12 protein-coding genes are annotated in these 12771 nt (G+C 60.8%); 11 read left to right on the top strand and 1 reads right to left on the bottom strand.

The window, feature by feature from the left end:
- From sucB to HMPREF2692_RS01430, 7 genes are all read left to right on the top strand, one after another.
- Positions 1–1091: 2-oxoglutarate dehydrogenase, E2 component, dihydrolipoamide succinyltransferase (sucB, locus tag HMPREF2692_RS01460; RefSeq protein WP_070822512.1), on the top strand; the 1091-nt coding region annotated here is incomplete at its 5' end.
- A 369-nt stretch (positions 1092–1460) separates the two neighbouring features.
- Positions 1461–4331, top strand: a complete 2871-nt coding sequence (gene gcvP / locus HMPREF2692_RS01455) for an aminomethyl-transferring glycine dehydrogenase (RefSeq protein WP_070822516.1) — start codon at positions 1461–1463, stop codon at positions 4329–4331.
- 39 nt (positions 4332–4370) lie between these two features.
- Positions 4371–5483, top strand: a complete 1113-nt coding sequence (gene gcvT / locus HMPREF2692_RS01450) for a glycine cleavage system aminomethyltransferase GcvT (protein ID WP_070822510.1) — start codon at positions 4371–4373, stop codon at positions 5481–5483.
- Between the two features lie 66 nt (positions 5484–5549).
- The gene (gene gcvH / locus HMPREF2692_RS01445) at positions 5550–5939 is read left to right on the top strand and encodes a glycine cleavage system protein GcvH (RefSeq protein ID WP_062043887.1); all 390 of its coding nucleotides are present in this window, start codon (positions 5550–5552) and stop codon (positions 5937–5939) included.
- A gap of 159 nt (positions 5940–6098) precedes the next feature.
- A complete protein-coding gene (gene lipB / locus HMPREF2692_RS01440; protein WP_070731572.1) occupies positions 6099–6902 on the top strand; it encodes a lipoyl(octanoyl) transferase LipB in 804 nt (267 codons plus the stop codon).
- An 88-nt stretch (positions 6903–6990) separates the two neighbouring features.
- Positions 6991–8055, top strand: coding sequence for a lipoyl synthase (lipA, locus tag HMPREF2692_RS01435; RefSeq protein WP_061923719.1), 1065 nt, complete (start codon positions 6991–6993; stop codon positions 8053–8055).
- A gap of 30 nt (positions 8056–8085) precedes the next feature.
- On the top strand, positions 8086–8868 hold the full coding sequence (locus HMPREF2692_RS01430) for a DUF4191 domain-containing protein (RefSeq protein ID WP_062043880.1): 783 nt from the start codon (positions 8086–8088) through the stop codon (positions 8866–8868).
- Between the two features lie 96 nt (positions 8869–8964).
- Here the strand turns inward: HMPREF2692_RS01430 and HMPREF2692_RS01425 are convergent, their stop codons facing one another.
- Entirely contained in the window at positions 8965–9438 is a 474-nt protein-coding gene (locus tag HMPREF2692_RS01425; RefSeq protein WP_061923726.1) for an RDD family protein, read from the bottom strand.
- A gap of 139 nt (positions 9439–9577) precedes the next feature.
- Here HMPREF2692_RS01425 and glnA point away from each other — a divergent pair, with 139 nt between their 5' ends.
- From glnA to HMPREF2692_RS13525, 4 genes are all read left to right on the top strand, one after another.
- Positions 9578–11011: a type I glutamate--ammonia ligase gene (gene glnA / locus HMPREF2692_RS01420; protein ID WP_062038139.1), complete on the top strand. Its 1434-nt coding sequence runs from the start codon at positions 9578–9580 to the stop codon at positions 11009–11011.
- Between the two features lie 318 nt (positions 11012–11329).
- Entirely contained in the window at positions 11330–11674 is a 345-nt protein-coding gene (locus HMPREF2692_RS01415; protein WP_070822508.1) for a GNAT family protein, read from the top strand.
- A 29-nt stretch (positions 11675–11703) separates the two neighbouring features.
- Positions 11704–12108, top strand: a complete 405-nt coding sequence (locus tag HMPREF2692_RS01410) for a hypothetical protein (RefSeq protein ID WP_070822506.1) — start codon at positions 11704–11706, stop codon at positions 12106–12108.
- Positions 12105–12758: a MucR family transcriptional regulator gene (locus HMPREF2692_RS13525; RefSeq protein WP_070822504.1), complete on the top strand. Its 654-nt coding sequence runs from the start codon at positions 12105–12107 to the stop codon at positions 12756–12758. The genes HMPREF2692_RS01410 and HMPREF2692_RS13525 overlap by 4 nt, the downstream gene beginning before the upstream one ends.
- The last annotated feature ends 13 nt before the right edge of the window (positions 12759–12771 follow it).

The raw sequence follows: 12771 nt of genomic DNA, 5'->3' as shown, positions 1-12771 counted from the left end.
CCGAAAAGGAAGAAGCCAAGGAAGAGCCAAAGGCTGAAGAAAAGGCAGAGCCGAAGGCTGAAGAGAAGAAGGAAGAGCCAAAGGCTGAGAAGTCTGCAGACGCTTCCTCCACCCCGGCTGCTTCCGAGGGCTCTTCCAAGATCAACAACGGCGATAACGTTCCTTACGTCACCCCGCTGGTACGCAAGCTGGCGGAAAAGCACGGCGTTGACCTTTCCACCGTTTCCGGCACCGGCGTTGGCGACCGCATCCGCAAGCAGGATGTCCTGGCAGCTGCAGGCGAGGGCGAGGCACCGGCGGCGTCGGCAGCCGGCTCCTCCAACCCACGCGCACGCTGGTCCACCAAGTCCGTGGATCCGGAAAAGAAGGAGCTCATCGGCACCACCCAGAAGGTCAACCGTATCCGCGAGATCACCGCTGCAAAGATGGTTGAGGCTCTGCAGATTTCCGCACAGCTGACTCACGTCCAGGAAGTCGACATGACTGCCATCTGGGATATGCGCAAGAAGTCCAAGCAGGCCTTCATCGACAAGCACGGCGCTAACCTGTCCTTCCTTCCGTTCATCGTTAAGGCAACCGTTGAGGCTCTGGTTTCCCACCCGAACGTCAACGCTTCCTACAACCCTGAGACCAAGGAAATGACCTACCACGCAGACGTCAACGTGGCTATCGCCGTCGATACCCCACGTGGCCTGCTGACGCCGGTCATCCACAAGGCACAGGACATGTCCCTGCCAGAGATCGCAAAGGCTATTGCTGAGCTGGCTGACAAGGCCCGCAACAACAAGCTGAAGCCGAACGACCTCACCGGTGCCACCTTCACCGTCACCAACATCGGCTCCGAGGGCGCACTCCTCGATACCCCGATTCTGGTTCCGCCACAGGCCGGCATCCTGGGCACCGCCGCTATCACCAAGCGCGCAGTCGTTGTCAACGAGAATGGCCAGGACGCAATCGCCATCCGCCAGATGTGCTACCTGCCGTTCACCTATGACCACCAGGTCGTCGATGGTGCAGACGCAGGTCGCTTCATCACCACCATCAAGGACCGCCTTGAGACCGCCGAATTCGAGGCTGACCTCGAGGTCTAAGGAGTTAAACCCTTAGTAGTTTAGGGTTTCCGCCCCGCAGGCTCCCCTGTTTCCACTGCTGTGGATACTCGGGAGCCTGCGGGGTTTTCACATATCTCCCCGCAAACGGGGGTGTTAGGCCTGTCCGAATCTGTCCGGCGATTTCTCAGCCCTGTTCCTCGCCCACGGGCCGCGTAGGGAGTCTATTCGGCACTTTTAGGCTTTTGGCACGGCCATGGGTTACGCCGTTGCTGTGTGATGCACGAAAAGACTTCTATAAACCGATTTAGGTCACAGCCATAGGCTTTATACTTAGGGTCGGTTTAGGCCATGTTTTAGGCATTCACCATGACGTCCTTCACGGAGCTTCTTTCAAAGGAGATTGAACTTATGGATTTCATCTCGCGCCACCTCGGACCAAATTCTTCCGAGCAAGCGACGATGCTCAACGCACTGGGATACAACAGCGTGGACGCGCTTGTCGACGCCGCACTTCCCACAACCATCCGCGCCGCATCGGCACCGCAGTTGCCAGATGCCTTGAGCGAGAATGAAGCGCAGGACAAGCTGCGCGAATACGCCAGCCAGAACATCGTGTTGAAGTCCTTCTATGGCCAGGGCTACTCCGACACACTTACCCCGGCCGTCATCCGCCGCGGCCTGCTGGAGGATGCTGGTTGGTACACCGCTTATACCCCGTACCAGCCGGAGATCTCCCAGGGTCGCCTGGAAGCACTGCTGAACTTCCAGACCATGATCGAATCCCTTACCGGTCTGCCGATTGCAAACGCTTCCCTGCTCGACGAGGCTTCCGCTACCGCTGAGGCAGTCGGCCTGATGTCCCGCGCGGTCAAGAAGGGCCGCCGCGTCATCCTGGACTCCCGCCTGCATCCGCAGGTGCTCGCTGTGGCGGCGGAGCGCGCTCGCGCCATCGAGCTCGAGGTGGAAATCCTCGATATCCGCGAGGGCCTCGTGGGCGAAGACCTCATCGGCGCCGTCATTGCGTACACCGGCACCGAGGGCGACGTCTTTGACCCACGCGGCATCATCGAAGAGCTGCACACCCGCGGTGCGGTTGCCTCCGTCGTCGCCGACCCGCTCTCCCTTCTTTTGTTGGAAGCACCGGGCAAGCTGGGCGCGGACATCGTGCTGGGCTCCGCGCAGCGCTTCGGCGTCCCAATGTTCTTCGGTGGCCCGCACGCGGCATACATGGCCGTTACTGACAAGCTCAAGCGCCAGATGCCGGGCCGCATCGTCGGCGTTTCCAAGGATGCAGACGGCCGCCCGGCATACCGCCTAGCTCTGCAGACCCGCGAGCAGCACATCCGCCGTGAACGCGCTACCTCCAACATCTGTACCGCGCAGGCGCTGCTGGCCAACGTAGCGTCCATGTACGCCGTCTACCACGGCCCAGAAGGCCTGAAGGCAATCGCGCAGCACATCCATTCGCTGGCTGTTTCCTTCGCCGACGCAGTTCGTGAGGCCGGCGTAAAACTCGTAGCGGACGAGTTCTTCGACACCGTCACCATCGCTGACGTCAATGCCGCGGCCATCAAGTCCAGCCTGCAGGAGCAGGGCTACCTGGTGCGCGCCATTGGCTCCGACAAAGTATCCGTCTCCTTCGGCGAATCCGCAACCGCTGCAGACGTGGCGAAGCTAGCCGCAGCGTTCGGTGCCGAGATCGCAGCTGACGCTGTGGCCAAGGATGACGCAGCACAGTCCGCGCTTCCTTCCGCACTGGTTCGCGAAGAAGCTCCGCTGGACCACGCAATCTTCAACTCCATTCACTCCGAGACCCAGATGCTGCGCTACCTGCGCACTCTGGCAGACAAGGACTTGGCGCTGGACCGCACCATGATTCCGCTGGGCTCTTGCACCATGAAGCTGAACCCCACTGCCGCCATGGAGCCGATCTCCTGGCCAGAGTTCGCGGGCATTCACCCATATGCTCCGGAAGAGACCACCGCCGGCTGGCGCGCGCTCATCGAGGAGCTCGAGGGCTGGTTGGCCGAGCTGACCGGCTATGCCAAGGTCTCCATCCAGCCCAACGCTGGCTCCCAAGGTGAGCTCGCAGGCCTGCTGGCCATCCGCCGCTACCACGTTGCCAACGGCGACGCTGGCCGCGACGTCATCCTCATCCCATCTTCCGCACACGGCACCAACGCGGCCTCTGCTACCCTGGCCAACCTGCGCGTGGTCGTCGTTGCTACCGCGGACGATGGCTCCATCGACCTGGCAGACCTAGATGCCAAGATCGAACAGCACAGTGAGCACATCGCCGGCATCATGATCACCTACCCATCCACCCACGGTGTCTTCGACCCTGAGGTCCGCGACGTGTGCGACAAGGTCCACGCGGCAGGCGGCCAGGTCTATATCGACGGCGCGAACATGAACGCGCTAACCGGCTGGGCACGCCCGGGCGAGTTCGGCGGCGACGTCAGCCACCTGAACCTGCACAAGACCTTCACCATCCCGCACGGCGGCGGTGGCCCGGGCGTTGGCCCGGTGGGCGTCGCCAAGCACCTGGTGCCATTCCTGCCCACCGATGCGAACGATTCCTCCATCGACCCGCAGCAGGCTACCTCGATTGAAAAGGGCGTTCCTTCTACCGCAAGCAAGTTTGGCTCCGCCGGCGTGCTGCCTATCTCCTGGGCCTACCTGGCCATGGTCGGCACCGAGGGCGTTGCACAGGCCACCAGCCACGCCATCCTGGGCGCAAACTACCTGGCAAAGTCCCTGCAGGATTCCTTCCCAGTTCTCTACACCGGCAACGCCGGCCTGGTCGCGCACGAGTGCATCTTCGACCTGCGCGAGCTGACCGATGCCTCCGGCGTTACTGCGGCGGACGTCGCCAAGCGCCTCGTGGACTACGGCTTCCACGCACCGACCCTGTCCTTCCCGGTCGCCGGCACCCTCATGGTGGAACCGACCGAGTCCGAAGACCTCGCCGAGCTGGACCGCTTCATCGAGGCCATGCGCGCAATCCGCGCCGAAATCCAGGACATCATCGACGGCAAGGTCGCCTACGAAGCATCCGTTATCCACAACGCTCCGTACACCGCAGCGGCAGTGACCTCCGATAACTGGGAGTACTCCTTCACCCGCCAGGAAGCCGCCTACCCGGTTGCCTCCCTACGCGCCAACAAGTACTTCCCACCAGTCCGCCGCATCGACGAGGCTTACGGTGACCGCAACCTGGTTTGCGCTTGCCCGCCGCCAGAAGCATTCGAGATCTCCGCTGACGCGGAGGCCAACTAACGGAATCGAACTAGCAGAAAAGAACTCTAAAGGAGAAAAATGTCTGAACTGCTCAACTCCCCGCTGCATGCAGAGCATGAAAAGCTTGGCGCATCCTTTACGGCTTTCGGCCCGTGGAACATGCCCCTGAAGTACAACAACGAACTCGAAGAACACCGCGCGGTTCGCAACTCCGCCGGCCTTTTCGACCTGTCCCACATGGGCGAAATTTGGGTCAACGGCGAGGATGCCGCAAAGTTCCTGTCCTACTGCCTAATCTCCGATATGACCACCCTCAAGGTGGGCAAGGCAAAGTACTCGATGATCTGCGCCGCAGATGGCGGCATCATCGATGACCTCATCACCTACCGCCTGGGCGAGACCAAGTTCCTAGTCGTGCCAAACGCCGGCAACGCTGACGTGGTCTGGGAGGCACTCAACGAGCGCGCTGAGGGCTTCGACGTGGACCTCAACAACGAGTCCCGCGACGTAGCCATGATTGCCATCCAGGGCCCGAAGGCAGCAGAAATCCTCATCCCGCTGGTCGAGGACAATAAGCAGGAAGCCGTCATGGAACTGCCTTACTACGCAGCGATGACCGGCAAGGTAGCGCGCAAGTACGCCTTCATCTGCCGCACCGGCTACACCGGCGAGGATGGCTTCGAGCTCATCGTCTACAACTCCGATGCCCCGGAGCTATGGGAGGAGCTGCTCAAGGCCGGTGCCGAGTACGACATCCTGCCGTGTGGCCTCGCAGCGCGTGACTCCCTGCGCTTGGAAGCTGGCATGCCGCTCTACGGCAACGAGCTCTCCCGCAACATCACCCCGGTTGAGGCCGGCATGGCGCGTGCTTTTGCCAAGAAGGAAGCTGACTTCGTTGGCGCTGAGGTCATCCGCGCTCGTGCAGAGGAAGGTCCGCAGGTCGCCATCACCGGCTTGGTCTCCGATCAGCGCCGCGCCGCCCGCGCCGGTGCTGAGGTCTTCGTTGGCGATACCAAGGTCGGTTCTGTCACCTCCGGTCAGCCTTCCCCGACCCTGGGCCACCCGGTTGCCATCGCGCTGCTGGATACCTCTGCAAACCTGCAGCCTGGCGACGCCGTCGAGGTAGACATCCGCGGCAAGCGCTACCCATTTAGCGTCGCGGCCCTTCCGTTCTACAAGCGCGAAAAGTAGTTCGCGGACGCGTGACAACCGTTAAGATAAGAACACATACCATCTTCCGAAAGGACTCCCATCACAATGGCTAACCTTCCTGCAGATTTCTCCTACTCCGAGGACCACGAGTGGATCAACTCTTCTGCTGACGCCGCACAGGGCGCAACCGTCCGCGTTGGCATCACCTCCGTTGCTGCTGACCGCCTGGGCGAGGTCGTCTTCGCTGAGCTGCCGGCAGTCGGTGACACTGTTACCGCTGGCGATACCTGCGGTGAGGTCGAATCCACCAAGTCCGTATCCGATCTCTACGCCCCAGTTACCGGCACTGTCACCGCTGTTAACGAGGCTGTTCACGATGACTACGCAGTCATCAACAACGACCCATTCGGTGAAGGTTGGCTCTTCGAGGTCGAGGTTTCTGAGACCGGCGAGCTGATGACCGCAGAGGAGTACGCTGCGGCAAACGGCGTTTAAGCCACTTACTGCTAAAGCGGGAGGGTTTCCTCCCGCTTTTTCTTTTGCCTCCGCCAACGCCTCCCCCTGCCCTCTCACCCCGGTGTTGGGCGGGCATTGGCCTGGGTGGCACTATCAGTATCGAACCTCGCGTTTTATTAGATTAAGGAAGCATCACACATGACAGCTCCTCGTGAGCCCTTCTTCCCCGCTGATCGCAGCATTCGCGCGTCGCAGGAAGCGCTGGAAATCCGCCACCTCGGCCGCATGGATTACCAACAGGCGTGGGATCTCCAGGCCGAGCTTGCCGCCCAGCGCGCAAAAGGCGAGCGCGGCGACATCATCCTCGTGGTCGAGCACCCCAACATCTACACCGCTGGCAAGCGCACGCAGCCGGAGGATATGCCGGACAATGGTCTGCCGGTCATCACGGTGGATCGCGGCGGGCGGATTACTTGGCATGGTGAGGGGCAGCTGGTGGTCTACCCCATCTTGAAGCTCGCGGAGCCTGTCGACGTCGTGGACTATGTCCGCCGGCTCGAAGAGGCAATCATCCAGACGGTGCGCGAGCTTGGTGTTCGTACCGCCGGCCGCATCGACGGCCGGTCTGGCGTGTGGGTGCCCTCCACCACCCAGGCCGTGGACCCGCAGGCCCCCAAGCGCGATCGCAAGATTGCGGCGCTGGGAATCCGCATCACTCGCGGCGTAACCATGCATGGTCTTGCGCTTAATTGCACCAACACGCTGGAGTATTACGAGCACATCGTCGCCTGCGGCATTGACGATGCCGACGTGACCACGCTGAGCCTCGAGCTTGGCCGCGATGTCTCCATGGAGGAAGCTGCGACACCGCTTCTCGACGCCCTGCAGCGCGCGCTTTCTGGTGAGCTCACCGTCGCGGACCACACCTTTGGTTCAGCACCGGACCCGATTAAGGTCGCCAACGAGAAGGCCCGCCAAAAGCGTGCCCAGAGTGCGGAATAATCCTCCACACACCGGACTTGTATTAGTAAGAGACAATCCCAACCCCGTAGAGTGAGTTTTTGTGACTGTTAAGCCTGAAGGACGCAAGATGCTCCGCATTGAGAAGAAGAATGCGGAATCCCCCATCGAACAGAAGCCGCGCTGGATCCGCAACCAGGTCCGCACCGGCCCGGGCTACGAGGATATGAAGTCCCGCGTGTCCGGCGCTTCCCTGCACACCGTGTGCCAGGAGGCTGGTTGCCCGAATATCCACGAGTGCTGGGAATCTCGTGAGGCCACCTTCCTCATCGGTGGCGATAAGTGCACTCGCCGCTGCGATTTCTGCGACATTGCCACCGGTAAGCCGGCGGAGTTGGACCGCGACGAGCCGCGCCGCGTTGCAGAAAACATCCAGGAGATGGACCTGAACTACACCACCATCACCGGTGTTACCCGCGACGATCTGCCGGATGAAGGCGCGTGGCTCTACGCCGAGGTCGTGCGCAAGATTCACGAGCTCAACCCGCACACCGGTGTGGAAAACCTGACCCCTGACTTCTCCGGCAAGCCGGATCTTCTGCAGGAGGTCTTCGAGGCGCGTCCAGAGGTCTTCGCGCACAATCTGGAGACGGTTCCGCGCATCTTCAAGCGCATCCGCCCGGCATTCCGCTACGAGCGCTCCCTAGACGTTATCCGCCAGGCCCACGACTTTGGCCTTATCACCAAGTCCAACCTGATCCTGGGCATGGGCGAGACCAAGGATGAGATCGAAGAGGCGCTGCGTGATCTGCGCTCTGCTGGCTGCGACATCATCACCATTACCCAGTACCTGCGCCCAGGCCCGCGCTTCCACCCGATCGAGCGTTGGGTACGCCCGGAGGAGTTCGTCGAGCACTCCAAGCTGGCCAAGGAGCTCGGCTTCGGCGGCGTCATGTCTGGCCCGCTGGTGCGTTCTTCTTACCGCGCTGGTCGCCTGTACGTGCAGGCGATGGAGGCCCGCGGTTTCGAACTGCCAGAGAATTTGCAGCACCTGGCTGAGACCTCGAAGGGCGCTACCGCCCAAGAGGCTTCGACGCTGCTCGAGAAGTACGGCCCTTCCCAGGAAACCCCGGTAACGACCCGCATGGTCAAGACCCCGGCAAACGCTGACTCCGCTGCCGCTGCAATTCGTTAATTTGCACCGCTGACCTTTAAAGTAGGAACCATGGCACAAGACGATAAGGCAAGCCTGAAGGCTGCAAAGAAGCAAGAGCGCGCCGCAAAACGCGAGCAGCGCAAGCAAACCCGTTCCCAGATGTGGCAAGCGTTCAATATGCAGCGCAAGCATGACAAGGCATTGATTCCTATCATGCTCGCCGCTTTCCTCGGCATGGGCCTGTTGTTCTTCCTTATCGGCCTGCTCTTTCACGGCGAGTGGTTCATGCTCATCCTGGGCCTCGGCATCGGCGCTTTGCTGGCGATGTGGCTGTTTACCCGCCGCCTTGAGCGCGACATGTACAAAAAGGTCGAGGATCAGCCGGGCGTTGCGGGGTGGGCGCTGGAGCAGCAGCTGCGCAACACCGTGGGCATCGTCTGGAAGGTCAAGACCGCGGTCGGCGTTACCCGCCACCAGGACCTCATCCACCGCGTCATCGGCAATGCCGGCGTCATCTTCGTCTGCGAAGGTGACCGCAAGCGCTTGACTCCGGTTCTCAACACCCTGAAAAAGCGCGTGGATAAGCTCGCCGGCGGCGTTCCGGTCTACGAGGTCTGGGTGGGCAACGGCGAGGACGAGGTTCCAGTGTCCAAGCTGCGCAATCACGTGATGAAGTTCCCGCGTAACTTCAAAAAGGACGAGACCTACGCAATCATCCGCAAGATTGAGGCCATGGATGACCTGCCAGGCACCACCCCGGGTCTGCCGAAGGGCCCGATGCCACGCCAGGCGCAGAACATGGCTGGCATGAACCGCCGCATGCGCCGCGCGCAGCAGCGTAAGGGCAAATAATACTTGTGCAAAAGCGGCCCTTCCTTGGAATCCACCAAGGAAGGGCCGCTTTTAGATTTTGTAGGAAGCGCCCTGCGACGCCGCAAGATAGAGGAACTAGACCATGATCACTGCGGTGCCGGTTGCGCGGTCGTGGATACCGCGGCCGTCGGTATCGACCATTGCGGCCGGGAAGAGGAAGCCGGTGAGGATGGTGCGCACTGCCGCGCGCCAGAAGCCCACCGTTTGCCCCGGGGCGTCGAGACGCGCCACGCCCATGCCCAGCAAAAGCATGCCCGGAGTGCGAGCAAAGAGCCAGCCGCAGAGGATGCCGACGATGACCCACAGCATGTAGCCCAGGAATGCAGGGCCGCCCAGCGCGTGGGTGAACATCACGATGAGATTGGCCAGCAGCATGCACACGATCCAGTCGATGAGAACCGCCCCTGCACGGCGGGCCACCGGCGCCAGCGCCCCGGAGCCAGACTCAGGAAGTCCGAGCTTTTCGCCCGGCCATGCGCCGGGGCCTTCGAAGTCATCATTTTCGCCCGGGATTGCGGGTCCATCGAGCCATGTTCGCTTATCAGCCATGTTGACCAATCTAGTGCCCCCTGCATGCAGACACGAAAACGAAATATATCTATAGATCGATGGGTTAACGTCCGAAGGCCAAATAAAGCTAGTAAACTTCGATGAAGAACATTTTTCTAAACCCCTGAGGAGACAAACAGTGTCTTTCGAGTCCGTCCAGGAAATCGTCAAGTTCATCGAGGATGAAGACGTAAAGTTCGTCGATATTCGTTTTACTGACGTTCCCGGCACCGAGCACCACTTTTCAATTCCCGCTTCGGAGTTCACCGAGGCCGCCGCTGAAGAAGGCCTCGCATTCGACGGTTCTTCCATCCGTGGCTTTACCTCCATCGATGAGTCTGACATGACCCTGCTGCCAGACCCAGCAACCGCGATGGTGGATCCTTTCCGCTCCTCCAAGACGCTGAACATCAAGTTCTTCGTCAACGATCCGTTCACCTTGGAGCCTTTCTCCCGCGACCCACGCAACGTCGCAATGAAGGCCGAGGAATACCTTGCTTCCACCGGCATCGCGGACGTGTGCAACTTCGGTGCTGAGGCCGAGTTCTACCTCTTCGATTCCGTGCGCTACTCCACCGACATCGACCATGGTTTCTACGAGGTAGACACCGACGAGGGCTGGTGGAACCGCGGCAACGAGGCCAACTTCGACGGTACCCCGAACACCGGTTTCAAGACCCGCGTCAAGGGCGGCTACTTCCCCACCGCGCCCGTCGACAAGCATGGCGAAGTCCGCGATGCCATGGTGCGCAACCTGCAGAACGCCGGCTTCCAGATCGAGCGCTTCCACCACGAGGTGGGCGCGGGTCAAAATGAGATCAACTACCGCTTCAACTCCCTGCTGCACGCGGCTGATGATATTCAGACCTTCAAGTACATCATCAAGAACACCGCCGCTGAGTACGGCAAGTCCGCAACCTTCATGCCAAAGCCGCTCGCGGGTGACAACGGCTCCGGCATGCACGCCCACATGTCCCTGTGGAAGGACGGCAAGCCGCTTTTCTACGATGAGGCAGGCTACGGTGGCCTTTCCGATATCGCGCGCTACTACATCGGCGGCATCCTCCACCACGCACCGGCAGTTCTGGCGTTTACCAACCCAACTCTGAACTCCTACCACCGCCTGGTTCCGGGCTTTGAGGCCCCGATTAACCTGGTCTACTCCCAGCGCAACCGCTCCGCGGCAATCCGCATTCCGATCACCGGCTCCAACCCGAAGGCAAAGCGCATCGAGTTCCGCGCTCCGGACCCATCAGGTAACCCGTACTTCGGTTTCGCTGCGATGATGATGGCTGGCCTCGATGGCATCAAGAACCGCATCGAGCCACACGCTCCGGTAGATAAGGACCTCTACGAGCTGCCACCGGCAGAGCAGGCTTCCATCCCGCAGGCACCAACCAGCCTTGAGGCTTCCCTGCGCGCCCTGGAGGAAGACAACGAGTTCCTGACCGAAGGCGATGTCTTCACCGAGGACCTCATCGAGACCTACCTGCAGTACAAGAACGAAAAGGAAATCGCTCCTTCCCGCCTGCGCCCAACCCCGCAGGAGTTTGAGATGTACTACGACTGCTAGTTTTTGGGGGTTGTCCCTGGCCTGCGTGTTTGTGTTTCCGCAGGTCAAGAGTGTGCCACTCTCGCCACCTATGCCGCCGTTGCCATGGTTGTCGGACTGCTTGCGGGATCTTTGCGGGATCCTGTCCGCTCGACATGCGGACTTCCCTAGCCTGTTTTAGAGTCATGAGTGCCTGTTGAGCGCAGCTCCGGGCCGAAGCCCTGCCGCCCCTGAGGTGGTGGGGTTTTCCTTTGTCATAAGCAATGTTTGCAACCCGGGTTGACACTGCAACCGGGGTGACATATAATGGGGTTGTAAGCAAGAAAAGGAGCAAAAAAAATGACCTACACCATCACCCACCGCCAGGGCACCTACTACGGAGAAGCCGACATGATGGACATCATCGAAGCCCACACCGAAGATGGTCAGCTTGCCGCCGAGCTTTACATCACCCTCACCCACCGCATGATCGCCAACATCGAAACTGAACCGGAATTCCAGCGCGAGGGTCTGGCCACCGCACTTGTCCAGTACGCAGTAGACAACAATATCGAGGTCTACCACGCACCGGCCGAATTCCGCACCGAAGAGGGCGACGCTTTCGCCCAGGCCTGCGACATCATCGACGAGCTGGAAATGGATGACGAGCTTGCCGCCGAGTACGGCTACGAAATCGCAGCCTAACCCCACCACCACAGAAAGGAACACCCACAATGACCACCCAGACCTTTACCCTCCGAGATGTAGCCATCGCCGCCCACACTAAGCATGGGATGGACACCACGGCCGCTGAAACCATCGCCCGCACCTACCTTGACCAGATGGACGCTGAAGATGGCATTGAGCGCGATGAGGACGAGCTCACCGCAGATGATTTCGATTTCCTCCTTGGTGCTATCGATTCCGCACGCCGCGCTGGGGACCTCGGACTGCATGAGCTAGACACTGTGACCGAGGCAGCGCAGGACATGGAGGATAAAGCCCAGGCGTTAGAGCACGCCCGCGCAGAGCGTGACGCCGCTATCCGCGCCGCCGTGCACGCTGGGGCACGCATTCAGGATGTGGCCACCGCTGCGGGTATCTCCCGCCAAGCGGTAGACAAGATTATCCGCGCATGAAACCCGGCGACAGGGATGGGTATGGCCGGTACGGCTACCTCGATGGTGATGATGAGCGCATCATCTGCCATGAGTGCGGGGGGCTGTACCGGGCACTAGCCCCGCACCTGATTAAAGCCCACGACATGACCGCAGCAGAGTACAAACAAGCGCACGGTTTGCCACGCGGCATGGGATTAGTAGCCCCTGCGACGCGGCGCGCCAAGTCACGCCAAGCCCTAAGCCATGTGGGTACACCGGAGTGGGATCGGATGGTAGAAAAGCGCGACCCCACAGCCGCGTCACACGCCCGCACAGAAGAGTCTTTCGTCCCCCGTGGTGTAGTTGCTGAGCAGAAAGCAGCGACGGCGCGGGCAAATATCAAAGGCGCGAAAAAGCCTGTCACCCGCCGCTGCGTAATATGCGGAAAGCTGCTTACTGAGGTGCGCGGGCGCGCCACATGTAGCGACCGGTGCTACCGCATTCAGCTGTATGAGCGGACCGCGAAGCCAGGCGCGAGAGCGTGGATGGAGCGCCGAGACGCGGGCGAATCACTATCGGAGATAGGACGTAGCGCGGGCGTATCTCATGTGGCGGTGCGGGTGCGGATTAAAAGATTCCGGGCTTATCTCAAGCTGTGCGCAGAGCTTGGGCGCACACCTATAGAGTAAAACGCAGAAAAGG

The sequence above is a fragment of the Corynebacterium sp. HMSC036D03 genome (assembly GCF_001836185.1).
In the GTDB taxonomy this organism is placed as follows: domain Bacteria; phylum Actinomycetota; class Actinomycetes; order Mycobacteriales; family Mycobacteriaceae; genus Corynebacterium; species Corynebacterium simulans.
Note: the sequence above shows the minus strand (reverse complement) of the source record. Positions and strands in the feature narration are given on the sequence as shown.

Excerpts from the sequence above, each read along its gene's own strand:
- gcvP (WP_070822516.1), top strand. The coding sequence starts at position 1,461 with ATGGATTTCATCTCGCGCCACCTCGGACCAAATTCTTCCGAGCAAGCG.
- gcvT (WP_070822510.1), top strand. The coding sequence starts at position 4,371 with ATGTCTGAACTGCTCAACTCCCCGCTGCATGCAGAGCATGAAAAGCTT.
- gcvH (WP_062043887.1), top strand. The coding sequence starts at position 5,550 with ATGGCTAACCTTCCTGCAGATTTCTCCTACTCCGAGGACCACGAGTGG.
- lipB (WP_070731572.1), top strand. The coding sequence starts at position 6,099 with ATGACAGCTCCTCGTGAGCCCTTCTTCCCCGCTGATCGCAGCATTCGC.
- lipA (WP_061923719.1), top strand. The coding sequence starts at position 6,991 with ATGCTCCGCATTGAGAAGAAGAATGCGGAATCCCCCATCGAACAGAAG.
- HMPREF2692_RS01430 (WP_062043880.1), top strand. The coding sequence starts at position 8,086 with ATGGCACAAGACGATAAGGCAAGCCTGAAGGCTGCAAAGAAGCAAGAG.
- HMPREF2692_RS01425 (WP_061923726.1), bottom strand. The coding sequence starts at position 9,438 with ATGGCTGATAAGCGAACATGGCTCGATGGACCCGCAATCCCGGGCGAA.
- HMPREF2692_RS01415 (WP_070822508.1), top strand. The coding sequence starts at position 11,330 with ATGACCTACACCATCACCCACCGCCAGGGCACCTACTACGGAGAAGCC.
- HMPREF2692_RS01410 (WP_070822506.1), top strand. The coding sequence starts at position 11,704 with ATGACCACCCAGACCTTTACCCTCCGAGATGTAGCCATCGCCGCCCAC.
- HMPREF2692_RS13525 (WP_070822504.1), top strand. The coding sequence starts at position 12,105 with ATGAAACCCGGCGACAGGGATGGGTATGGCCGGTACGGCTACCTCGAT.